Below are 22,754 nucleotides of genomic sequence, written 5' to 3' on the forward strand. Positions count from 1 at the left end.
TCTTTCTACTCGGTCAAAGAGGCGAAGGAGGCGCCGTATTCACTCGAGCCTCCGGCCTCGAACCCGTCTTCCAGGGTGGTGTAGGTGAGGAACCGGCCGATGATGCCGGTGCAACTTGGCGTGCAGGTCAGACCGGTGGTGGTGGTGCTGGCCGTGTTTTTGTATCTGACGCTTGGGCTGAGATGCCAGCCTCCTACCTCGAAGGCAGCCCAAGCACGAATTCGGTAAGTGGCTCCAGAACCCGTCCCTGTCACTTGGTCGTACACCGGCAGCAGCATGATCTTGTTCGGATTGGTCTTCAGGTCTTCGAGTACTTGCTCACAGCCGCCGGCGACGTTACCCCCGGGGTCGCTGGCAATGGTGTTTCCTGCCGTCACGATCTCGGTACAAGTGGCGTCGTTGCCGTTGCCTATCCATCCGAAGCCTCCTGGCACGTTCTGGCCGGCCGGCCCAGCACAGGCGCTGGCACTGCCCGGTTCCCGCATCCGAAGTAGATGCCATTGGCCGTCTTCGGTGAATTCGCACGGAGAGATAGCGATCGGTAGGGTGGCCGGCCCAGACAGGGGCGCCCCCCACCTGGCTCCGGCGCGGGCACCGACAGTGGTGTCGTCGATGCCGAGGACGGGGGCGAAGAAGAGGGCGAGCGTTCCCGCGCCCGTGCTCGCATCCCGGCTGGACAGCTGGACACGGACGGAGTACGCGGTCGGAAAGGTCAAATCTGCGACGTTGCTCGCGTTGTCCTTGGCGTTCTCGTCGGCATAGAGGGCGGCCGTTCCCGCCGCATCCACACAACCGGCCGGTTTGGCACATTCCTGAGCGATAGCCAGAGCCGCCGCGTCCGCACCGTTCTGCAGTTCCGCACGTTCGGCATACATGGCGCCAGCATCAACTGCGATGGCGGCAGCACCGAGAAGTACCACAAGAAGCAGTGCCACCATCACGGAGACTCCACCGCGCTCATCTCCCAGCAGGTGTGCGGTCATCCGCCGCATTGCATGGCCGCCTTTCCGGTGACAGTGATGCCCGCCGGCATCAGGCCCGTAAGACCCGGCAACGGGTATTGGGCTGTGACTTCGACCATGGCGCCCGGGCTACATGTGGCCGGGGCTGGCGTCAGCGTCAAAGAGGCAGGGTCAAGAGACGGCGAAGAGTTCTGGGCCGTGGTCACGGCGTCCGACCAGACTTGCTCAATAGCCATGGTTCGCGCGGCTTCGCGTGCTGCATGAGTGACGCTAATCTGCACGTTGTACGCGTGCCCGAGCTCGATGATCGCGAAAATGATCGTCAGTAGCAGTGGCAGAAGCAGTGCGAACTCAACAGCGACGGCGCCCCGTTCCGATTCCCGTCTTCCCATCGCTCCTCCCCGGCAGATGTGAACATAGAACGCCGTGGCGACCCGGACGATGGGCCGCCACGGCGCAAGGACCTTAGATCGCTTACGGAGTGATGTTCAGCATGGTGGTGATGTCATCCACCAGCCCCTCCATCGAATCCCCGAGCACGACAAGAGCAGTCACGATGGCAATAGCAACGAGGCCGATGAGGAGGCCATACTCGACAGCGGTGGCGCCCTTCTCGTTGCGCTCGATGCGCTCGAAGGTGTCGGTGAAGAAGGCCTGAACGGTGATGAAAAGAGGCAGCATGAGAAAGCTCCTAAGGAAAGCGTAGAAAGGGTGGAGTGGGTCTTCAGCTGTTTCCGATACTGCCTGCGAGAAGCTCCCCGTACCGGGCTACTGACCTGTAGTCAGAATAGGCTTTGCTCCAGCAAAGCGACAAGCATTCGAATGCATGCTCTTTGGGGGACGTCGCACAACGACGTAATGCCTAGTGGCAACCTACATTCGACTGCATGGACCGTCATCGCAGAGCGTTTGTCCCCCGAACGGCGTCAGTACAGGCCCGGGAGCAGGTACTCCCGCGCCAGCAGCTCGCCCCAAACGACGGCCACCAGCGCGCCGGCGAGCATCGACGGACCGAACGGGACGTCGCTGCGCAGGCCCCCGCGGCGGGAGGCCAGCACGGCGAGCCCCACCACCATGCCGACCACGGACGCCAGCACCGCCCCGACGAACAGGGCTCCCCACCCCTGGAACCCGAGGAACAGTCCGAGCACGGCAGCGAGCTTCACGTCGCCCATGCCGAGTCCGGCCGGCGAGATGAGTGCCAACACGAGGTAGAGGACGAACAGCGCGAGAGCGCCCAGCACGGCGCGCAGCAGCGCGCCCCAGGCGTTCTCCCCCGTGGCGGCGAGCGCGAGCAGTACGAAGCCGATGCCCAGGGCCGGCAGGACCACAGCGTTGGGCAAGAGGTGGTGCCGCAGGTCGATCACCGTGAGGACCACCGCGACTGCCGCGAAGAACAGGTACGCCGGGAGCTGCCAGCTGAGTCCGAAGAACGCGGCCACGAGGACGAAGAGCGCCGCCGTGGCGACGGCCAGGAGTGGACGGGACGGCGCAGAGGTGGGCTCGTCCGTGACGGGGCTGTACCGCATAACGACGCGGGGCAGGAACCATCCCACGAAAGCGCCCACGACACCAACGGTCAGCATCAACCAGAGGGGTGCTGATCCGAGCATGGGCTCCACAGGGTGCTCCTCCGGTCCGTGGGCGATTCGATGGACGCCCAGGTGCATGCTTGTCCCCCATTCGAGGGTCCCGTACGGGACAGAGACTAACGGAGCAACCGACTCTTCCGGTGTTGGAGCACGTCAATCGACGTTTCGAGTATTGGTGGTTTTCCCGTCGGAAAACCCCGTGATAGAAATGCTCAAGCATTCCAGCACACAGAAGCTGCGGCTTACCCGCTCTCTACGGTGTTAGAGAAAACCGAAATCCCAGGTGGCCGAACCATTCTGTCGAAAGTTCCGCCGAAATCAGTTGACGAGCCGGGCCAGCAGGGGCGGGACGAGCACGCACCCGAGCGTCATGAGCACGACGACCACTGCCAGCACCGCCTGTTCCCGGCGCGCCGCGGCGGCACCGGCGAGCTCCAGCGGCGGGCGGGGTGCGAACTCCCAGTCGAGGGCCTCCTGCTCCCAGCGGGTGCCGGCCACTTCGTGGGCGCCGCTCAGCAGGCGCAGTCGCTCGACGGTGTCCTCGTGGTCGCCGTTGCTGCGTTCGCCGATATGCGGCAGCGCCCAGTTGTGCCGCAGACCCTGCAGAAGCGAGAGCACCGCCTCCAGCGGTTTGTTCTCGAGGTAGCTGCGCTGCGTCCAGGCCACCTTCGCCCGCTCCAGCGGGAAGCCGAGCACCACGTCGGCCCCGTCCCGGTGGACCTCGAAGGCCACCCGGTGCGCCCGTCGGCCGATTCTCGCCGGCGGATCCTCCGGCGCGGTGATCCGCGGAACGTGCAACCAGTGGAAGGCCGCGACGACACGGGGACGCACCCCGCGACCCAGGAAGAGCACACCGTTGCGCTCGACCACCACGGTGACCAGCCGGGGAAGACCGGCGTGCCGAGCCCCGGCGAAGAGCTCCGGGCGCAGCGTGCGCAGTGCTCGCAGGAACTGCGGGTTCCGCCGGCCCTGCAGCACCGTGTACATGCTGAGGCCCTCGGCCGCCCGGAAGAACGCCTGTGCCCGGGAGTCAAGCAGAGCGGCCAGTGCGGTGCCGGCGATGGCCCCCATCAGGACCGCGAGCACGATGAGCCGGCCCGAGAGCTCCAGTGGGGCCGCCCGCGCCGACCACCAGAAGACCGCGACGGTAGCGACTGCCAGCACCGTCGCGAGCTGAGCACGGTGCTCGCGCACCCACAGAGCCCAACCCTTGCGGGACAGGTGCTGTTGTTCGGCCTCGCCAGCGGTCCGGGGTCTGCCCGGGCGCCGGGAGACGACGAAGGATGTCCGGATCTCGTCCTCCCGCCCGGCGGTGGCCGGAGGCTGCCGCCGGACGGCGTCCCCCGCGGCGCTCCAGGAGGAGTACGCATCGCTCAGCTCCAGCAGCCGGCCCCGGAGTTTCGAGAGCTCGGCGAGCAGACGGTCGCCGTCGACATCCGTGGGCGAGATCCCGAAGGCGTCCAGCCGGCCGCGCGCCGCCATGGCCACCAGCTTCTCGGGGTCCGGCCGGGACCGCAGGAGGTGCTTGGCGAAGGGGGCAGTCATGAAGTGACAGGCGTCGAGGGCGTCCGCGTACGCGTCCATGCCGGAGTAGCCCATGGACGCGGTGATGTGGGCGGAGGTCTTGCTGAGCTGCACGGTCGCGAAGGACGCCGCGACGTCGAGCAGCAGGAACACGCTCGACGCCCCGTACTCGGGGAAGCCCGTCTCCGCGAGACTGTCGCGCGGAGGCAGTCCCAGGGCTCCTTGGACTCCTCGCACAGAACGGTCGAACATCGTGCCGCCGTGGGCGATCCGGACGTCCCGGAAGACCAGGGTGTCCAGCAGCCGGGCCCGGATCTGCGGGACCGGTGTGCTCGGGTGGTAGCGGGAGGCGGGGAAGGCCGCGGCGTAGCGCGTGCCGAGGAACGCGGTGAGACCCCCGTGGGCTCCCGTGGCCGGGCTGGCGATCATGCTGTCGGGGCGGGCGAGCTCCCGTTCGATCTCCCGCAGCGTCCGGAGGTCGAGCTCCCCGAGGAACTCCAGGGCGCGCTCCAGTTCCTGAGTCCCCTCGACCCCGTCCCGTGCGTCGGCGCGGGCCACGCCGCGTAGCCGTTCCACCGCTGCGGTGCGCTCCGCCCGCTCGTCGCCGTCCATGCGTGTCCTTGCCCCTCGGTGCACCGGGCCGGACGCCGGGCAGCAATGTATTTCCAAAGGCAAACTACACCGACTCGGCGCCTTCCGGAGGTCAGCAGGAGGCGAGCACGGACAACGCGGTCTGCAGCCCGTGCTCCTTCCGCACTTGAAGGCCGACCCGCTCGGCGGCGGAACGGCACCCGAGGGCGTCGTCGATCGCCGCGGTGAGCCGCTCCACCGTGAGCATCTTCTGCGGGATCGGCGCGGCAGCGAGGCCGAGTCCGTGGAGCTGCCGGCCCCAGAACGGCTGGTCGGCCAGGAACGGCACCACCACGTGCGGGATGCCGGCCCGGGCCACGGTGTGGACGGTCCCGGCCCCGCCGTGGTGGACGGCCAGCGCGGCGCCGGGCAGCACCGCGTCGAGCGGCAGGGACGGCACGGCGAGCACGTCGCGGTCCCGGAGGTCGTCCCGAACGTCGTCCGGCAGGGCGAGGCCGCCCCACCCGGTAAGCAATAGGGTCCGGAGACCGTGCGCGCGGGCGCTCTGCAGCACGGCCCTCCCCCGGGCCATCGGATCTCCGGACGCCATGGAGCCGAAGGTCGCCACCAGGTAGGGCCCGCCCCGGAGGAACTCAAGCACGGTGGCATCGGGCTCCGGCACCGGGGCACCGGAGTGCCAGGACCCGGTGAGGTGCACGGAGGCCGGCCAGTCGTCCGGGCGCGGCAGCAGCTGCGGGCTGATCGACAGCAGGGTCGCGGCGGGGGCGGCAACGGAGGCCGGCCGGCCACCGGGGAGCTGGACGCACGCCCGGTCGACGTCCCGGCGGAACATCCGCTCGGCGCCCCGGACGGCCGCGTAGGTGGCGCGGTTGAACCGGCCCAGGTCCCGGTTCACCACGCCGGGCGCCGGGAACTGCCGGGTGGGGGTGAGCACCGGTACGGCCTCGACCACGACGTGCGGGACGCCGAGGGCCTCCGCCACCGCCGGCGCCGTGAGCACCTTCGGGTGGTAGACGACGATGTCCGGCTCGTAGGCGAGGGTCTCCCGCACGGCGGCGGTCAGCATCCGGCGCATGCCGGGTCCCACCTCGGTGCGGAAGTGCCGCACGGCCGTCCACGGCGAGATCCCGTGCGCCTGGACCAGCCGGCGGAAGTCCACCCCCAGGCTGACGGTGTCGAGCCCGGACAGGTCCACGCCGGAGTGGTCGGGCACACCCAGCCGGACCTCGTGCCCGCGGTCGGAGGCGATGCGGGCCAGGGCGGCGAACGGCTCCACGTCGCCGCGGGTGCCCGCGGTCAGCAGCATCATCCTCATGGACCCAGTGTGCTCCTGCCGCGCCCCGACCGCAGGCGGGTCAGGAACCGGGCGGGGTGCAGTTCTCCTCGAAGCCCCAGCGCAGCCAATCGGGCAGATCGGCCGTGAAGGCGTCCCGGACGGCGGCGGTGTTGGTGGTCGTCCAGTCCACGGGCCCATCGATCTCGACCTCGTGCTTGTCCCACTCGAACCAGTTGATCATCTTCAGCTGCGGGAGATCCCGGGGGATCGACTCGTCGAAGACCTGGCCCCACCACGCCTGCTTGATGGCCAGTTCCTCGGCGCCACCCACTGCCGGGTTGTACAGGGCGGCCGTCTCCGGGACGGCCACCGGCTTGCCGCGCCGCTCCCCGTACTCCGCGTAGAAGTCGGGGACGGCGCTGTCGTCGCCGCCGGCGCCGTCATAGGTGCCGGTGAGCTGGGCGGCGAACTTGCCGGGCTCGGGGAGCTCGTTCTCGCCCCAGGGGTGCTGGTCGCCCCAGTGGTACAGGGACATGCCTACCCAGTCCACGGCGTCGTCGCCCGGGTAGTAGGGGGCGTACGCGTCGTCGGCCATGGTCAGCGCGCCGTCCCCGTCGGTGTCGAGGGCCGCGAAGTCGGCGGTGCCGGGCTCGGCCTCGTGCTGCCCGCCGGAGAACGGATAGCCGCCCCCGTAGTTCGGGGCCCACATCATCGCCGAGCCCGGAGCCTGCTCGTGCACCGCGGCCGCCACGCGGCGATAGGCCATCACGTAGGCGGTCGGTTGCTGCCCCCAGGCGTACCAGGAGCCGTTCATCTCGTGGGCGAAGCGCACCACGACCGGCACCCCGGAGTCGTTGATCGCCGCCAGATCGGCGACCAACTCCTGGACGGCGGCGTCGGTGACCTCGGCGAGCCCGCCCTCGGGCTCGAGGGTCAACAGCATCATCTGGCCGTCGGACCGGATCTGCTCGGCCGCCATCCGCAGGTAGTCGTGCCCGCGCTCGTCGTAGGGAAACCCCGTGAAGGACACGGACACGGCCGGCCGGTGGCCCAGCCGCTCGGCGTAGTCGGCCAGCGGCTTGTCCTCCCAGTCGAGGTTCACGCCGTAGAGGGCGCCGGTCCCGGGGACCAGTTCGGACCGGTCGAGGACGGTGCACGAGGGCAGCGGCGCCGCCTGGACCTCCTCGTCGGATGGGGAGGTGATCTGGGCCGCGAGGGTACCGCTGCCCAGGGCGAGGGCGGCGACGAACACGACGGCGACGAGCGAGGATTCCTTCACCCCGTCAGCTTAGGAAGCATTCGATCGCAAATCATGGAAATGAGAGTCCGGCGGCGCGGCTCATGATGAACGACGACGACGCACCGGCCGGTCAGCCGGGCCGGCTCACGCCCCGGCGCCCTCGTCCGGGCGGTCGTCGGCCTGCCGGCGGCGGTAGGCGGTCATGTTGGTGCGGTTGGCGCAGCGCTGGCTGCAGAAGCGCTTGGAGCGGTTGCGGGAGAGGTCCAGGAGCACCGCGTCGCAGTCCTCGGCTCCGCACTCCCGCAACCGGTCCGTCTCGTCGGCGCGGATCACGTCCACGAGGGCGAACGCCGTCTCCAGGCGCAGCCGGGCGGCCAGCGGGGCGTCCGAGGGCGAGGCGTGCAGGTGCCAGTCCTTCCCGTCGTGCCGGGCCAGGTGCGGAGCGAGCTCCGTGGTGTCGAGCGCGGCGTTGACCGCTTCCACCATGGCGTCCCGGTCCAGGGCCCAGACCCGCCGCAGATCGCGGCGCACCTCGCGCACCTCGGCCAGCTCGTGCTCGTCGCGGTCGAAGCGCCCCGACCATCCGTGCTCCTGGAGGAGAGCCCGCAGCTGCGCGGTGGTCACGAGCTCGTCCTCCCCGGAGCGGGAGGCGCCCGGCGCGGTGTTCATCAGCGCCACGTCGGACTCGAGCACGTCTTCGGTGTCATAGGCAAAATGCACTTGACTACTTATCCTCTCCACGGCTAGCGTGAGTGTCATCATCAGTTTAGGTCCTTACGCGACGATGGTCGCGAGAAGGAGTTCCTCATGGTCGGCGGACTCTACCTCCTGGCGCTGCTCTTCGTGTTCGCCACCGTGGGCCGGCAGTCCGTTCCGCGGCGGGAGCGCACGGATCTGCGCAGCTGGACGTTGCGGGACGTGTACTACAACGTGCGGCGCGGCGTGACCGTGCTCGGCGAGCACGGACCGTCCTACCCCGCCCTGGACGACGCGGAGCTCTCGGCGGCGCAGCGCTCGCGCTGAGCGGCACGCAGCCGGCGGGGCCTCTCGTCCCGGCCGGTGTGCATCTCCTCGGCCGGGGCACGGCCTGCCGTCCGGGGCGCACCCGCTCCGGTCAGAGGTCGACCCTCTCGAACAGGGCCGCCGTGCCGATGCCCCCGGCGGAGCTGATCATCGCCAGCAGCAGGCTCCCGGTGGGCAGCGCCCGAGACCGGGCGAGCAGGCGCACCACGGACACCGCCCCGGAGGCGCCGTAGGCGTGGCCCAGGGCCAGGGCGCCGCCCTCGGCGTTGAGCACCGCCTCGTCGAGACCGAGCAGGTCGGTGCAGGCCAGCACCTGCCCGGCGAAGGCCTCGTTGAACTCGACGGCCGCCAGCTCCTGGACGGCCACGCCCTGCTCCGCCAGCAGCTGCCGGGCGGCCACGGCCGCACCGATGCCCAGCCGCGCCGGGTCCACCCCGACCGTAACTGCACCGCGGAAGGCGAGCCCGTCCCGCCGGCCGAGGCTTTGGGCCGTGGCCGGGTCCGTGACGAGGACGGCGGCCGCACCGTCGGCGTCGCCGCAGGAGTTACCGGCCGTGACCGTGCCTGCCGTGGCGAACACGGGCGGGAAGCGCGCCAGCAGCCCCGCGGTCAGGGTGCGGCGCGGGCCGTTGTCGGCCCGCACGTCCCCGCGCGGCCCGGCCACCGGCACCAGCTCGGCCTCGAACCTCCCCGTCTCCGTGGCCGCGAGCGCCCGCCGGTGGCTGTGCAGGGCGTAGGCGTCCTGCCGCTCGCGGCCGATCCCGTGCTCGCGGGCGACGGTCTCGGCGGCCTCACCCATGTCGGGGTCGCCCAGGTGCTCCGGGGCGAACTGGGCGCGGCGGTAGAACTCGACTCCCCCGTCCTCGCGTCGTCGTCCGCGCAGCGGTGCGGTGCTGATGCTCTCCGCCCCGCCGGCGAGGAAGGCCCGGCCGGCCCCCGCCTGGGCGAGCCGGCAGGCCAGCACCACGGCGTCCAGGCCGGAGCCGCACTGCCGGTCCACGGTCAGGCCCGGCACGGACAGGGGCAGACCGGCCTCCAGGGCGGCGAGCCGGGCGAGGTTGCCGCCGGCGCCCACCGCGTTGCCGACCACGACGTCCGCGAGCTGGGCGGAGTCCAGGCCCGCGTCCGCCAGGAGGGAGCGGAGCACCGGGGCCAGCAGCCGGTGGACGGGCACACCGTCGAACAGGGTCCCGGCCCGCGCCAGCGGCGTGCGCCGGCCCAGTACCAGCACGGGGGCATCAGCCGAGCGGACGGACACGGGAGTCTCCTTCGACGATCCAATGGCGGAACAGCGCTCGGCTGAGCTTGCCGTTCGCGGTCACGGGCAGCTCCTGGAGCTCCCAGTACTCCTGCGGCCGCTTGGCGGGCGCCAGCCGCTGCTCCAGACCGGCCCGGATCCGCAACCGGTCCGGTCCGCCGGGGACGAGGAGGATCCCGGCCACGATCCGCTCTCCGCGCGCCGCGTCGGGAAGACCGGCGACGACGACGTCGGCCACTCCGGGCACCCTGGCCAGGGCCGCCTCGACCTCGTGCGGGTAGACGTTGTGCCCCCCGGTGTTGATCATCTCCGAGGCCCTGCCCAGCACGTGCACCTGCCCGTCGCGCAGGTGGCCCCGGTCCCGGACCGTGGCCAGGCCGCCGAGCCGGCCGAAGGCCCGGCCGTCGTCGCCCCAGAGGTAGCCGTCGCAGACCAGCTCCGAGCGGACACCGATGGTGCCGGGCTCACCCTCCGGCACGGGACGGCCGTCCTCGTCCAGGACGGCCACCTCCACGCCGGGGAACGGGGCGCCCACCGCGGTGCCGGACAGGTCTGCGGACCTCTCGGTGGACTCCTCAGCGGGCTCGGCGGGGGCCTCGTCGGCGAGCACGTCGGCGGTCTCGCCCGGGCGGTGGCATCGGGCGGCGACGAAGCCGAGCTCGGCGGCGCCGTAGTACTCCCAGAGCGCGGCGTGCGGGGCCCAGCGGCCGGCCGCCTCCAGCGTGGTGCGGTCGAGCTTCTGCCCGGCGCACACGATCGTCGTGACACCGCTCGCGTCGACGCCGGCGGCCAGGCCGCGTTCGGCGAGGACGCGCAGCACGGTGGGCACGAGCACCAGGCGGGTGACCCCGTGCCCGGTGATCTCGGCGTGGGCGGCGGCGACGTCGAAGCCCGGCAGGGTGACGAATGCGGCCCCGGCGTACAGACACTCGGACAGGGCGTACAGGTTCAGGCTCGACGTCAGGGGGCCGGGAGCCAGCACGCGGTCCCCCGGTACCAGGCCGAAGTGCGCGGCAGAGGCCTCGAAGGAGCGCCGCCAGGATTCGCGGCTGCGGCGGAAGCCCTTGGGCAGGGCCGTGGTGCCCGAGGTGAGACCGATCAGGAACGCCGAGGCGGGGTCCCCGTCGCGCAGCCGCGCGGGAGCGGGTTCGACGGGGAGTCGTGCCGCGCAGTGGTCCTGCACTCGCTCGGCCACCTCCTCCGGCCAGGACGGGTCCAGGACGGCGCACACGCGCTCCTCGGCCACCCCCGCGGCCCACCGGACGGCGAAGTCCACACCGTTGTCCTGCCGCAGGATCCCCGTGGGTTCGCCCGAGGCGGCCAGGAACGCGGCCGCGGCGCGCAGCCCGTCCCAGCTCAGCCGGTCGTTCCCGCAGACGACGGCGGACTCCTGCGGGCGCTCCTCGGCCCAGCGGTTCAGGCGGTCCAGAAAGGGCATGTCCTCGTCCTCGGTGGTGGTGGCTTCTCCCCTGGGAGCGCTCCCGGGTGGTCAGCGGGCGGCGGTCTGCACCCCGCCCAGGAGCCGGCGGTAGCTGCGGTGGACGTTGATCGCGGCCAGGGTCGCCACGACCGCCTTGAGCAGGTCCCCGGGAATGAAGACGAGGGAGCCGAGGGCGGAGGTGGACAGCGGCAGCCCGGTGACCACGGCCGTCCACGGGATGCCGAAGGCGTAGATCACCACGATCCCGCCCACCACGACACTGAGCAGCACGGCGGTGAAGCGGGCCGCGCGGCCGGTGCGCCGGATCGCCCAGTACTGCACCAGCATCCCGATGACCAGGGCCGCCGGGATCCAGCCGATCAGGTAGCCGCCGGTCGGGCCCAGGAACACCCCGAGCCCGCCCCGGCCCCCGGCCAGCAGCGGCAGACCGGCCAGCACCAGGGCGTGCAGGACGACGACGGAGAGCATGCCGCGCACCGGCCCGAGCAGCGCGCCGGCGAGCATCACCCCGAGGGTCTGGAGCGTGATGGGCACCGGGATGATCCCGACCGTGATCGGCGGCACCAAGCCCAGGGCAGCGATGAAGGCGGCGAACACCGCCACGAGGACGGTGTTCTGGGTGGTCTGCGAGGCGTCGGTGGCCATGGGGTCCTTCGGGTCGGGCTGCTGGGAGTGGGGACGAGCGGAGGGACTCGGGTGTGCGGGGCGGCAACGAAGGCGTGGGACAGGGGTCAGTCGGTGGCGGACGGGACGGCGCGCCGTGGTGGTGCCGCGGAATCGTAGCACCGTGCGTCGAGGGCCGCGGCGATCTCCTGGGCCGACTCCAGGGTGCGCACGAGCAGGGGCACCAGCACCGCCACCGGGCTGTTGTGCAGACCGCGGGCGAACTGCGCCTCCCGGACCTCGAGGTACTGGGTGCGGATCTGTGGGATGAACCGGATCGTCATCGACAGGGCCAGACTCATCTGGGCCGGGTTCAGCCCCAGGTGCCGGGTCGGTGCCAACAGCCGCTCGAACAGGGTGAGCATCTCGCCGAAGGTGGTGCTCAGGCTCACCGCCCAGGCGAACAGGCACAGGCTGAGCAGTCGCAGCGCTGAGACGGCCGCGGCCTCCCAGGTCGTGGTGAGCCCCAGGGTGAGGAACACGATCCCGACGATGAGCACCAGCCCCGCCAGCATCCGGGCCAAGCGGACCGGCGGGGTGCGGGTGAGCACTGCCGCGCCCACGGCCAGGGCGAAGACCACGACCTGGACGGCCAGGCTCCCCACGGCGTAGATGCCGAGGCTGGCGGCGAACAGGAACGCGAACTTGTACCCGGCCGGGATCCGGGCCAGCACGCCGGTGGGCCCGGCGCCGTGCGCTCCACCGCCCCGCGCCCGGGCGGCATCGTGCCGATCAGCACGGCTGCGGGCGTCCTGCCGCCGGGCCGCGCCCATCAGTCGCTGATCCGGCAGTAGAACCCGACCGCTTCGGCGGGGGCGCCGTCGAAGGCGATCCGGCCCTCGTGCACCACGAGGACGCGCTGATAGCCGCCGATCAGCTCCAGGTCGTGGGTCACCACGACGGCCCGCTGGTCGAGGTCGTCGATCGTGGCCTGCAGCCGGCGCCGGTTGCGTCGGTCGAGCATCGTCGTCGGCTCGTCGAAGACGATCGTGGCCGGTTCCATGACCAGCACCGAGGCCAGGGCCACGAGCTGCTTCTCGCCGCCGGACAGGGCGTAGGACTCCCGCTCGCGCAGGTGGCCGATGCCCAGCCGCTCCAGGACCTCGTCGACCCGTGCCGCGAGCTCGGCCCCGCGCAGGCCCAAGTTCTTCGCCCCGAAGGCGAGGTCCTCGGCCACCAGCGGCATGACGATCTGGTTCTCCGGGTTCTGGAACACGAACCCCACCTGGCGGCGGATGAGCTTGGCGTCCTTCGCGGTGGACAGCCCGCCCACCCGGACCTCGCCCCGGGTGGGCAGCAGCAGACCGTTGAACAGGCGCACCAGGGTGGACTTGCCCGAGCCGTTGAGCCCGATCACCGCCACGCGCTGCTCCTCGATCACCAGGTCGACGTCCCGCAGGACATCCTGGCCCTCCCGGGTGACCGTGACGCCCGTCAGCCGGATGTCCGAGGGCTGCGATCCCGGCGGACCCGGCGCGGCAGAAGGCTCCGCCCGGCGGGACCGGTCCCGCAGCGGATGCTTGATCGACACCGTGGAAGCCTTCCTCTCCTCGTCGTGCTCACCGGTCCGCGGACGCTGCCGCACCACGCCCGGTGCGTCCCGGAGGCGATGCCGCCGTCCCGGGACGTCTCCGCCCCGAGAAGCCTCCGTCCCGCGGCGTCTCCGTCCCGAGGAGTCTTCGTCCCGGCACGCCGCGGTCCGCAGTTCCTCAGTCCCGCGGTGCCGGCTCGAAGTACAGGTCGGCGTGCAGGGCGCAACCCGGGTTGAACCGTGCCGCGCACCGCGGACAGCCCTCCACCGCCAGGTACTCGCGCACGGAGAGCTCGTGGCCGCAGACCCCGCAGAGCACGGCCTCGGCGTCCTGCTCCTCGGCCGGCCACTGCGCCGCCGGATGGCCGGCGGTCTCCTCGTGGCACAGATGACAAGGGTAGTACTCCCGGCAGCACCAGAACTTGACGGCGATCACATCCAGCGCCGTCCGGTAGTGCACGCACCGCGTCTGCTCGTCGACAGGGCTGCCCAGAACCCGCATCATCGCCGCCCTCTCCATGACGCACGGGCCCGGGCCCGGCTCCTCGTCCGTCTCACCACCTCCACTGTACGGAGCAGGAGGCGTGCGACGGAGGACCAGCGTGCGACAGGGCACGGCGCTCAGCCGAGCAGGATCACGTCCAGCGTCCGGGGCCCGTGCACGCCCTCCACGCGCTCGAGCTCGATGTCCGAGGTCGCGGACGGCCCGGAGATCATCGTGACCGGGGCCGTGGGCTCCACCAGGGCGAGGGCCTCGGGGACCAGCTCGACCACCGACTCCAGCGGCACCACGCAGATGTGGTGGTCGGGGACCAGGCTGATCGCCCGGCGGCCCTCGTCGGGACGGCCGGTGAGGAAGATCGTGCCGGTCTCGGCGCAGGAGACGGTCGAGGAGGTCACCACGGCGTCCACGGCGTTGAGCTCCCGCACCCCGAGGGCGGAGGCCGCCCGGGCGTCGTTGGGGTCCACGATGACCCGCCGCATGCCGGACTCCTCGGGCAGCCAGGAGCGGTCCAGGCCCTCCGGCACCACGTACCGGGCGGAGGCGCCCAGCAGCTCGGCGATCCGGGCGGGCAGGGACTCGGGGGTCTCGTGGTGCACCGCGGCCTTGTAGTCGACCAGCCGGTCCTCGAGCATCTCGACGACCTCCTCGCGCGGCCGGTCCGAGGTGCGGCGGTAGGCGCGCTCCGCCGGTGCGGGCGCGGGCGTGTCGTGCAGCGCCCCGCGGATCCGGTGGAGGATCTCGGTCCTGGCGTCGGTCATCGCTCTCCTCCGTCGTGCTGAGTGTCGTCCGAGGACCCGTCCTGTGGGCCGTCGGCAGTGCCGGTGGTGCCGGTGGTTCCGGCCGTTCCGTCGGGCGGGTGGCCGCCGTCGGCGGCCACCCGCTGCCGTGTCTCGTCTGCGTGCTTGGCCCACCAGTTGCGGAAGGACTCCTTCGGCGGGGCGGGGACGTCCCGCTCGTCGGTCCAGCCGCCGGCCGCCCCGGGCAGCCAGCTGATCGCCCGGTCCCTGCCCGCGACCGCCCGGCCCAGCGGCAGGGCCTTCTCGGCGAGTGCCATGCGCTTGCCGGAGGACATCACGAAGGACGCTCCCTTCATCATGAGGTCCATCTCAGACGGGGCCTGCGGGAGACGCCGGGTCCGGGCCGGTGCCGCGGCGGCGCCGTCGTCGGAGCGCTCGCCGTGCCGGGTGCGCACGTCCTCGTCGCGCAGGTGCACGAGGATCTCGGGGATGTTGATCTTCACCGGGCACACGTCGTAGCAGGCTCCGCACAGCGAGGAGGCGTAGGGCAGGGAGGCGTTCTGCTCGGAACCGATGCCGGTCAGCTGCGGGGAGAGGATCGCCCCGATGGGCCCCGGGTAGGTGGAGCCGTAGGCGTGGCCGCCGGCCTGCTCGTAGACGGGACAGACGTTCAGGCACGCCGAGCAGCGGATGCAGTGCAGCGCCGAGCGCCCGGCGGGGTCGTCGAGCACCGCGGTGCGGCCGTTGTCCAGGAGCACCACGTGCACGTCCTGCGGGCCGTCCCCCGGGGTCACGCCCGTCCACATCGAGGTGTAGGGGTTCATCCGCTCCCCGGTGGAGGAGCGCGGGAGGAGCTGCAGGAACACCTCGAGGTCGGCGAACGTGGGCACGATCTTCTCGATGCCCATCACGGTGATCAGGGTCTCGGGCAGGGTCAGGCACATGCGTCCGTTGCCCTCGGACTCCACCACGGCCAGCGTCCCGGTCTCGGCCACGCCGAAGTTGGCCCCGGAGACCGCCACGGAGGTGGAGAGGAACTTCTCCCGCAGGTGGGTGCGGGCGGCCTCGGCGAGGTCGCGCGGTTCGGACGTGAGCGTCTCGTCGGTCTCGGCCATCCCGGCGAGGAAGATGTCACGGATCTCGTGCCGGTTCTTGTGGATGGCCGGGACCAGGATGTGGGACGGCTTGTCGTGGCCGAGCTGGACGATCAGCTCGGCCAGGTCCGTCTCCGTGGCCGTGATCCCGTGGCCGGCCAGGTGCTCCTCGAGGCCGATCTCCTGGGTGGCCATGGACTTGATCTTGATGACGTCCGTGGCCCCGGTGGCCTGCACGAGCTCGGTGACGATCCGGTTGGCCTCGGCGGCGTCGCGCGCCCAGTGCACCGTGCCGCCGCGGGCCGTGAGGTTGCGCTCGAACTCCTCGAGCAGGTCCGGCAGGTTCGCCATGACGTGCGCCTTGATCGCGGAGCCGGCGGAGCGCAGCTCCTCCCAGTCGGGCAGCTCGCCCGCCACCCTTGCGCGCTTGCCGCGGATGGTGTGGGTGGCGTGGCGGATGTTGGCGCGCATCTGCGTGTTGCCCATCTCGGCCTTCGCGGCGGCGGGGAACGCGGTCTGCGCGTGCAGGTTCCCCTGGCCGTGGACGGGGCGGACGGCAGGCATGCCCAGGGCTGTGCGGCTCATCGAGCACCTCCGGTCGTGCGGGGGGTCGACGACGACGCCGTGCGGCGCGCCCCTGGGCCCGGGATGGACAGCTCGACCGGCCCGGAGACCTCGAGCGGGTTCTCGCGGGTGGACGCGAGGATCTCGGCGAAGTGGACGGTGGCCGGCCCGGAGTCCCGGCGGTTCATGGCCCCGCCCAGGTGCATCAGGCAGGAGGCGTCGCCCCCGGTGCACAGCTCGGCACCGGTCGAGACGATGTTGCCGATCTTCTCCTCGGCCATCGCCGCGGAGACGTCCGGGTTCTTGAAGGAGAAGGTCCCGCCGAACCCGCAGCACTCCTCGGCGTCGGGCAGCTCCACGAAGTCGAGGCCGCCGACCGAGGCGACCAGGTCCTTCTGCCGGTCCCCCAGGCGCAGCAGCCGCATCCCGTGGCAGGACGGGTGGTAGGTCACCCGGTGGGGGAACCAGGAGCCGAGCTGCGCGGCCGCGTCCGTCACGCCGAGCACGTCGGTCAGCAGCTGGGAGAGCTCGTAGGTGTTCGCGGCGACCGCCTCGGCGCCGCGGGCGAGGGCTTCGTCGCCGCCGGCGCGGGCGACCATCGGCTGCTGGTGGCCCAGGGAGGCGACGCAGGAGCCGGAGGGGGCCACTGCCACGTCGTAGTCCGCGGCGGAGAAGGCCTCGACGTGGTTGCGGACCACGGGCAGGGCGTCGGCGAAGTAGCCGCTGTTGACGTGCATCTGGGAGCAGCAGCCCTGGCCGGGCGGGAACACCACCTCGTGGCCGAGCCGCTCGAGCACCCGCACGGTGGCCAGCGCGACCCGCGGATACATCGCGTCCACGATGCACGTGGCGAACAGGGCGATTCTCATGGGACCTCCGGGGACGGGAAGGGGAGAGGAGGACGACGACGGGCCGCCGCATGTGGTCTGACCATAGTAGGCCGGTGAGTCCCGTCACACAATCGGCCGCCACAACGAACCGGCCGGGCCGGCGGAGCGGTTGGTGGTGTGACGTGGCTCATGTACTCTTCGTGGTCGGACCATTGTGGTCCGACCATAGCCGTGACGTGTTCCCGGCCGGTCCCGCACTGTTCCGCCCTGCCCGTCCCCGTCCCTGGGAGCCCGAGTGACCACCTTCACCGCAATGACCGACGCCGTCGGCGGGAGCGTCGCGCTCTCCGCCCTCGTCGGCACCGTCCCGCTGCTCACGTTCTTCGTCATGCTGCTGGGCGTCAAGGCCCGGGCCCACGTCTCCGGCGCCACCGCGCTGCTGGCCGCGATCGTCGTCGCCGTCCTGGCCTTCGGCATGCCGCTGTCCCTGGCCCTGCTCTCGGCCACCCAGGGAGCGGTCTACGGACTGTTCCCCATCGTGTGGATCGTGGTCATGGCGCTGTGGTTCTACCAGGTCACCGTCCTCAGCGGCCGTTTCGAGGACCTGCGGACCATCTTCGACACCATCGGCGGCGGGGACCTGCGCATCCAGGCGGTGCTCATCGCCTTCTGCTTCGGCGGCCTGCTCGAGGCCCTCGCGGGCTTCGGCGCGCCCGTGGCGATCACCGCGACCATGATCCTGGCCCTGGGCCTCAAGCCCCTGAAGACCGCCACCGTGGTCCTCATCGCCAACACCGCGCCCGTGGCGTTCGGCGCGATCGCCATCCCGATCACCACCGCCGGCGTGCTCACCGGCCTGGACCCCGCCCGGATCGGCGCGGTCGTCGGCCACCAGGCGCCCTTCTTCGCGGTTATGGTGCCGTTCATCCTGCTGTTCATCATCGACGGGGTGCGCGGGCTCACGGAGGCGTGGCTGGCCGCGCTCGTCATCGGCGTCTCCTTCGCCGTCGCCCAGTGGTGGTGCGCCACGTACTTCTCCTACGAGCTCACCGACGTCGTGGCCTCCCTCACCGGCCTGGCCGCCGCGGTGGTCCTCCTGCGCTTCTGGCGGCCGAAGGGCGCCGACGCCGTCCGCACCCGCCTCGGCGTGGAGAAGCCTCCCGCGCCCGAGGGGCTGACCCCGGCACGCGTGTGGATGGCCGTGCTGCCCTACGTGCTCGTCGTCGGCGTCTTCGGCGTCGCCAAGCTCTGGAAGCTCGGGGCCGACGTGCCCGCGGCCCTGGCCGCCACCGACGTGGCCGCGCCCTGGCCGGGCCTGCACGGGCACCTGCTGAACTCCGCGGGCGAGCCCGTCACCAGCACGATCTACAAGTTCCAGTGGCTCTCCAGCCCCGGCACGCTGCTGCTGATCACGGGTCTGCTCGTGGCCGTGATCTACTCGGTGTTCACCTCCGACGGCCGTTTCAAGCTCTCGCTGGGCAACGCGGTCGCCGAGATCGGCCGCTCCTTCTGGAAGATGCGCTTCTCCGCGCTGACGATCATGAGCGTCCTCTCCCTGGCCTACGTCATGAACACCTCGGGCCAGACGATCTCTGTCGGCACCTGGGTCGCCGGCCTCGGCGCGGCGTTCGCCTTCTTCTCCCCCGTCCTGGGGTGGCTCGGCACGGCCGTCACCGGCTCCGACACCTCGGCGAACGCACTGTTCTCGAACCTGCAGAAGACCGCCGCCGAGGGCACCGGGCTGGACCCGCACCTCATGACCGCGGCGAACACTTCCGGGGGCGTGGTGGGCAAGATGATCTCGCCGCAGTCCCTGGCCATCGCCGCCACGGCCGTGGGCATGGAGGGCAAGGAGTCCGCGATCTTCCGCTCCGTCATCTGGTGGTCGCTCGGTCTGCTCCTGCTGCTGTGCACCCTGGTGTTCCTGCAGTCCAACGTGCTGGCCTGGATGCTCCCGACCTCCTGAGCACCCGACCCCGGGGCCCTGCCCGACCGCCCGGTCCGGCGGGGCCCCTGCCGGTTCCCTAGACTGGTCCGCGTCCCGCCCGCCCCTTGAGGAGCCCCCGTGCCCGCAGCCTCGCGCATGTACACCGTCGTCCTCGACTGGCTCGAGGAGCGCCTGCGCTCGGGCGAGATCTCGGTGGGCGACAAGCTGCCCGGGGAGCGCCACCTGGCCGAGGAGTTCGGCATCTCCCGGGCCTCGGTGCGGGAGGCGATCCGGATCCTGGACGCCATGGGGCTCGTCCGCTCCTCGACCGGGTCCGGGCCGAACGCGGGGGCGATCGTGATCGCGGAGCCCTCGGCGGCACTCGGGTGGGCACTGCGGATGCACGTGGCCAACCGGTCCCTGCCGGTGCGTGATCTCGTGCAGACCCGGCTGCTGCTCGAGACCCAGTCCGCCCGCGAGGCGGCCGGCGCGGCGGAGACCCCGGAGCGGGCGGCGGTGCTCGAGCGCGCGGCGGAGCTCGTGGCGGCCATGGAGGATCCCGACCTGCCGGACGAGCGCTTCCACGCCGACGACGCACAGTTCCACATCCTGCTCGCCTCCCTCGCCGGCAACGTGGTGGTCGAGACGATCATGGCCTCGCTGCGCCAGGCCATGATCGGGTACGTCCAGGAGACCGTCGCCGGCCTCGAGGACTGGCCCCAGGTGCGCCGCACCCTGCAGGAGCAGCACCGGGAGATCCTGCGCGCCTTCCAGGAGCGCCGGGGCGAGGACGCGGCCGCCGCGCTGCGGAAGCACATCACCTGGTTCTTCGGCCACAGCGCCGCCGCCCGGGAGGTCCGGGACCCGCGGACCTGACGGGGCGAACTCGTCGACGCACGCGAACGGGCCCACCGGTTCCGGTGGGGCCGTTCGCGTCTTCAGGTCTGCGGAGCAGATGTTGCACGGTAGGGGGCCCTCGGCCGAGGGGGGTGCAAGGTGATCCAGGCCTTGCGCGGCCACATCCCGGGTCCAGGGGGGACTGTCCCGGGGCGGCCCCCTACCGTGAGCAGGTCGGTGGACCATCCGGTCCGGGGCTCGGCCACATGGGGGGATGGGCCGTCCGCCGTGGGGATGTCTCTCACTCATCCACCGACTTTTCTTCTCTGCTCGCACTACCGATCATGCCGGGTTTGCTAATGCAGATGAATACACTTTCGTCTACAGATGGACTGGACTTCCGTCCGGGTCCGGCTCCGGGTCCGGGTCCGGGTCCGGGACCACGGGAGCAGCGTGCGGCTCAGAGATCGCGCAGCTGCGGATCCACGAGTCCGCTCTGGTACGCCTTGATGAGCGCCTGCACCCGGTCGCGGACGCCGAACTTCTCACAGACCCGCCCGAGGTAGGCCTTCACGCTGCCCTCGGAGACGTGCATCTGCTCGGCGATCTCCCGATTGCTCAGCCCCTGCGCCAGGAGCGTCACGGTCTCCATCTCCCGATCGGTCAGCAGCGAGCGCAGGCCGTTGTCCGCCGACCGCACCGGCTGCTGCTGGTCCGGGACGGAGATGACGTTGTCCGCGAGCGCGCGGGCGATCGCCGGGGAGAGGGCGATCTCGTTGTTGCGCACCTGGTTCACGGCGTCGATGATCTCGTCGGGCCGGGCGTCCTTGACCAGGTAGCCGGCCGCACCGGCACGCAGGGCCGGCACCACGAACTCCAGCGTGGAGAACGTCGTAAGCGCCAGCACCTTGGACCGGGGGCTTCGCGAGGTGATCTCCCGGGTGGCCTCGATCCCGTCCATCACGGGCATCTTCATGTCCATCAGGACCACGTCCGGGTCGATCGCCAGACATCGGTCGACCGCCTCACGGCCGTTGGCCGCCGTCCCGATGACCTCGAACCCGGGCTCGGCCGAGAAGAAGGACTTCAGGGCCTCCAGCATCAACGGCTGGTCGTCCACGACAAGCACTCTGCAATCAGTCACCCGCACAGTCTATTTTTCCTTGTCCCCCAAAGTGCAACACGTCATATTCGACAAAAGTCACAAACGGTCTGGACAAAGGTCGATAGGTTCGTTCAGTTAACGTTGGCAAAATGGAACTACCAGGGCAGCACACCCCCTCGCGACCGGGAGATCTCTCCCCCACCCCGGCCGCAATCCCCCCGATCCGGTGCTGCCCTCGTGATCCAAGGAGCCCCCCATGAAGAAGAAGATCACCAGCGCCCTCGCCGCCGTCCTCGTCGCCAGCACCCTGGTGGCCGTCCCCATCGCCCCCGCGAACGCCGCGCCGCGTTACGTGGTGTGCAGCTGGTGGCCTGCCATCTGCTGATGCTGTATCACTAGCCTTGTGGCCAATGTAACTTCATCCATAGAACGCGCACCGCGGACGTCCGGGAAGACTTCGTTCTTCCACGCCGAGCCCATCGCTTGGTGGTTGTCCGCGGTGCTCGTCGTGTACGCGATCTTCTCCCTGGCCGACAACCTGGCCCATCTCGTCGGAAGTTTCGACGGCTCACTGTCGCAAGAGTTTCTGTTCGTATTGGACGGGGTTCTGTCCTACGTCGTCGTCAGCCTCGTCGCCTGGCGGGCCACCTGGGCCAGCGTCGCATCGCTGAGCTGCCTGCTCACTTCCGTGGCGATCGACAACTTCGGCGCCGTGATCGTCCCGGTCCTCGTGGTGACCGTGGCCGTGGTCGCCACCGCGACATCCCGCTTCATCACCGCACATCTTCTCGTCTACATTGTCTGGACCTTCATGGCCACTCTCTTCCGGGAGGGCGGGTTCGACGGCATCGCGTTCTGGAACCTTCTCATCCCTCTCCTCGTGGCTGCCCTCATCGGCGCCGGCCTCCGCCACTTCCGGCTGCAGCGCCGCAAGAGCGAACAGCGTGTCCGAGACCTGGAGGTCCTCAACGAGCGGCTCCGGGAGGACGAGCGGCAGGCGCTGGCCCGCGATCTGCACGACGTCGTCGCCCACGAGCTCACCCTCATCACGATGCAGACCATGAGCCGGCGCCGCTCCGGGGACGTGGGCGAGCTGCACCAGGTCCTCGAGACGGTGGAGGGCGCCGCGCGCTCGGCCCTGCACGAGCTGCGGGTGCTGCTGCGGCTGCTGCGCAACGAGAACGAAGGGGAGCACCCCCGGGACGTCACGGGCGCCGGCCTGGCCATCGGCAGCCTGGAGCACGTGGTCACGTCCCTCGCGGCGAGTCTGCGGGACCTGCGCTTCGATCCCGAGGTGATCATCACGGGCGACCTCGAGGCCATGCCCACCACGGTGCGCGGCACCGCTGCCCGCATCCTGCAGGAGGCGGTCACCAACATCATCAAGTACGCCCCGGCCGGGTCCCGCTGCCGGATCGAGGTGACGGCGGACGACCACGAGCTGTGTCTGCGCGTCGCGAACCCCATGCCGCGCAGCACCCAGCGCACGGGCGACCACTCCTCGGAGATGTCCTCGGGACTCGGCCTGCGGGGCATCACGGAACGCGTCTCCCTGCTGGGCGGTCACGCCGAGAGCGGTACCGCGGACGGCCAGTGGGTCCTCGACGTGTGCCTGCCGGTGGACCGCCGGGAAGCCCTGTGACCGAGCGCGCCGAGCCGAACCCCGGCCTGGCGCGGCGCGTGGCGGACGTCGTGGCCGCCATCCCCCCGGGGCGGGTGCTGTCCTACCGGGACGTCGCGGAGCTGGCGGAGTGCCGCTCCCCGCGCCTGGTGGGCACGGTCATGGCGCGCAACCCCACCGGCGACGAGCTCCCGTGGTGGCGTGTGGTCACCGTGCAGGGCACCCTCGCGGGCCACCTGCAGGTCGAGGCCCGGGACCGGTACCGGGAGGAGGGCACGCCGCTGCGGGAGGACGACCGGCACCTCGTGCGCGTGGACATGGACCGCGCCCTGTGGACCCCGGACTCCCCCGGCCGCTGACGCTGCTCGGTGCAGCCGCTCCGTGCATGCCGTGCACTGCGCCCGCTCCACGCTCCGGCCCGGTGTCCGGACCC

Annotated in this window: 24 protein-coding genes; 6 read left to right on the forward strand and 18 right to left on the reverse strand. The window is 71.1% G+C overall.

Features of this window, described 5'->3' with window-relative positions; translation table 11 throughout:
* Positions 1–5 precede the first annotated feature (5 nt).
* The 8 genes from ACYVM4_RS13035 to ACYVM4_RS13070 all read right to left on the reverse strand — a co-directional run bounded on the left by ACYVM4_RS13035 (position 6) and on the right by ACYVM4_RS13070 (position 7,905).
* The gene (locus tag ACYVM4_RS13035; protein WP_460668816.1) at positions 6–983 is read right to left on the reverse strand and encodes a pilus assembly protein TadG-related protein; all 978 of its coding nucleotides are present in this window, start codon (positions 981–983) and stop codon (positions 6–8) included.
* A complete protein-coding gene (locus ACYVM4_RS13040) occupies positions 980–1,354 on the reverse strand; it encodes a TadE/TadG family type IV pilus assembly protein (RefSeq protein WP_460668817.1) in 375 nt (124 codons plus the stop codon). The genes ACYVM4_RS13035 and ACYVM4_RS13040 overlap by 4 nt, the downstream gene beginning before the upstream one ends.
* An 82-nt stretch (positions 1,355–1,436) precedes the next feature.
* The gene (locus tag ACYVM4_RS13045) at positions 1,437–1,643 is read right to left on the reverse strand and encodes a Flp family type IVb pilin (protein ID WP_460668818.1); all 207 of its coding nucleotides are present in this window, start codon (positions 1,641–1,643) and stop codon (positions 1,437–1,439) included.
* 245 nt (positions 1,644–1,888) lie between these two features.
* A complete protein-coding gene (locus ACYVM4_RS13050; RefSeq protein ID WP_460669076.1) occupies positions 1,889–2,575 on the reverse strand; it encodes a prepilin peptidase in 687 nt (228 codons plus the stop codon).
* A gap of 297 nt (positions 2,576–2,872) precedes the next feature.
* Positions 2,873–4,690 (reverse strand): hypothetical protein, encoded by a 1,818-nt coding sequence (locus ACYVM4_RS13055; RefSeq protein WP_460668819.1) that lies wholly within the window; start codon positions 4,688–4,690, stop codon positions 2,873–2,875.
* 91 nt (positions 4,691–4,781) lie between these two features.
* Positions 4,782–5,984: a glycosyltransferase gene (locus ACYVM4_RS13060; protein WP_460668820.1), complete on the reverse strand. Its 1,203-nt coding sequence runs from the start codon at positions 5,982–5,984 to the stop codon at positions 4,782–4,784.
* 40 nt (positions 5,985–6,024) lie between these two features.
* On the reverse strand, positions 6,025–7,224 hold the full coding sequence (locus tag ACYVM4_RS13065) for a glycoside hydrolase family 26 protein (protein ID WP_460668821.1): 1,200 nt from the start codon (positions 7,222–7,224) through the stop codon (positions 6,025–6,027).
* Positions 7,225–7,329: 105 nt separating this feature from the next.
* Complete coding sequence (locus ACYVM4_RS13070) at positions 7,330–7,905, reverse strand: CGNR zinc finger domain-containing protein (RefSeq protein WP_460668822.1); 576 nt, start codon at positions 7,903–7,905, stop codon at positions 7,330–7,332.
* 87 nt (positions 7,906–7,992) lie between these two features.
* Here ACYVM4_RS13070 and ACYVM4_RS13075 point away from each other — a divergent pair, with 87 nt between their 5' ends.
* Positions 7,993–8,208, forward strand: a complete 216-nt coding sequence (locus ACYVM4_RS13075) for a hypothetical protein (RefSeq protein WP_460668823.1) — start codon at positions 7,993–7,995, stop codon at positions 8,206–8,208.
* Between the two features lie 91 nt (positions 8,209–8,299).
* Here ACYVM4_RS13075 and ACYVM4_RS13080 read toward each other — a convergent pair whose 3' ends face one another.
* The 9 genes from ACYVM4_RS13080 to ACYVM4_RS13120 form a co-directional block, all read right to left on the reverse strand.
* The gene (locus tag ACYVM4_RS13080) at positions 8,300–9,466 is read right to left on the reverse strand and encodes a thiolase family protein (RefSeq protein ID WP_460668824.1); all 1,167 of its coding nucleotides are present in this window, start codon (positions 9,464–9,466) and stop codon (positions 8,300–8,302) included.
* Positions 9,447–10,904: a class I adenylate-forming enzyme family protein gene (locus ACYVM4_RS13085; RefSeq protein ID WP_460668825.1), complete on the reverse strand. Its 1,458-nt coding sequence runs from the start codon at positions 10,902–10,904 to the stop codon at positions 9,447–9,449. Before ACYVM4_RS13085 ends, ACYVM4_RS13080 begins: the two co-directional genes overlap by 20 nt.
* A 51-nt stretch (positions 10,905–10,955) precedes the next feature.
* Positions 10,956–11,552, reverse strand: coding sequence for a biotin transporter BioY (locus tag ACYVM4_RS13090; RefSeq protein WP_460668826.1), 597 nt, complete (start codon positions 11,550–11,552; stop codon positions 10,956–10,958).
* A gap of 86 nt (positions 11,553–11,638) precedes the next feature.
* Positions 11,639–12,343: an energy-coupling factor transporter transmembrane component T family protein gene (locus ACYVM4_RS13095; RefSeq protein WP_368821370.1), complete on the reverse strand. Its 705-nt coding sequence runs from the start codon at positions 12,341–12,343 to the stop codon at positions 11,639–11,641.
* A complete protein-coding gene (locus tag ACYVM4_RS13100; RefSeq protein WP_368821369.1) occupies positions 12,343–13,101 on the reverse strand; it encodes an energy-coupling factor ABC transporter ATP-binding protein in 759 nt (252 codons plus the stop codon). The genes ACYVM4_RS13095 and ACYVM4_RS13100 overlap by 1 nt, the downstream gene beginning before the upstream one ends.
* 178 nt (positions 13,102–13,279) lie before the next feature.
* Entirely contained in the window at positions 13,280–13,606 is a 327-nt protein-coding gene (locus ACYVM4_RS13105) for a CHY zinc finger protein (RefSeq protein ID WP_460668827.1), read from the reverse strand.
* Between the two features lie 116 nt (positions 13,607–13,722).
* On the reverse strand, positions 13,723–14,364 hold the full coding sequence (locus tag ACYVM4_RS13110; protein ID WP_460668828.1) for a LutC/YkgG family protein: 642 nt from the start codon (positions 14,362–14,364) through the stop codon (positions 13,723–13,725).
* Positions 14,361–16,022, reverse strand: a complete 1,662-nt coding sequence (locus ACYVM4_RS13115; RefSeq protein ID WP_460668829.1) for a lactate utilization protein B — start codon at positions 16,020–16,022, stop codon at positions 14,361–14,363. Before ACYVM4_RS13115 ends, ACYVM4_RS13110 begins: the two co-directional genes overlap by 4 nt.
* Positions 16,019–16,870, reverse strand: coding sequence for a (Fe-S)-binding protein (locus ACYVM4_RS13120; protein WP_460668830.1), 852 nt, complete (start codon positions 16,868–16,870; stop codon positions 16,019–16,021). Before ACYVM4_RS13120 ends, ACYVM4_RS13115 begins: the two co-directional genes overlap by 4 nt.
* Positions 16,871–17,144: 274 nt before the next feature.
* Between ACYVM4_RS13120 and ACYVM4_RS13125 the strand changes: the two genes are divergently transcribed.
* Together ACYVM4_RS13125 and ACYVM4_RS13130 are read left to right on the forward strand one after the other, a co-directional pair.
* Entirely contained in the window at positions 17,145–18,797 is a 1,653-nt protein-coding gene (locus ACYVM4_RS13125; protein ID WP_460668831.1) for an L-lactate permease, read from the forward strand.
* A gap of 117 nt (positions 18,798–18,914) precedes the next feature.
* Positions 18,915–19,634 carry a FadR/GntR family transcriptional regulator gene (locus ACYVM4_RS13130; protein WP_460669077.1) on the forward strand — a complete coding sequence of 240 codons (720 nt, stop codon included), beginning with the start codon at positions 18,915–18,917 and terminating at the stop codon, positions 19,632–19,634.
* Between the two features lie 421 nt (positions 19,635–20,055).
* Here ACYVM4_RS13130 and ACYVM4_RS13135 read toward each other — a convergent pair whose 3' ends face one another.
* Positions 20,056–20,739 (reverse strand): response regulator transcription factor, encoded by a 684-nt coding sequence (locus ACYVM4_RS13135; protein ID WP_368821363.1) that lies wholly within the window; start codon positions 20,737–20,739, stop codon positions 20,056–20,058.
* 217 nt (positions 20,740–20,956) lie between these two features.
* Between ACYVM4_RS13135 and ACYVM4_RS13140 the strand changes: the two genes are divergently transcribed.
* The 3 genes from ACYVM4_RS13140 (at position 20,957) to ACYVM4_RS13150 (ending at position 22,680) form a co-directional block, all read left to right on the forward strand.
* Positions 20,957–21,085 (forward strand): hypothetical protein, encoded by a 129-nt coding sequence (locus tag ACYVM4_RS13140; RefSeq protein ID WP_368821362.1) that lies wholly within the window; start codon positions 20,957–20,959, stop codon positions 21,083–21,085.
* A gap of 114 nt (positions 21,086–21,199) precedes the next feature.
* A complete protein-coding gene (locus ACYVM4_RS13145; protein WP_368821424.1) occupies positions 21,200–22,342 on the forward strand; it encodes a sensor histidine kinase in 1,143 nt (380 codons plus the stop codon).
* Positions 22,339–22,680 carry an MGMT family protein gene (locus ACYVM4_RS13150; RefSeq protein ID WP_460668832.1) on the forward strand — a complete coding sequence of 114 codons (342 nt, stop codon included), beginning with the start codon at positions 22,339–22,341 and terminating at the stop codon, positions 22,678–22,680. Before ACYVM4_RS13145 ends, ACYVM4_RS13150 begins: the two co-directional genes overlap by 4 nt.
* Positions 22,681–22,754 lie beyond the last annotated feature (74 nt).

It is taken from the genome of Kocuria himachalensis (genome assembly GCF_054784195.1).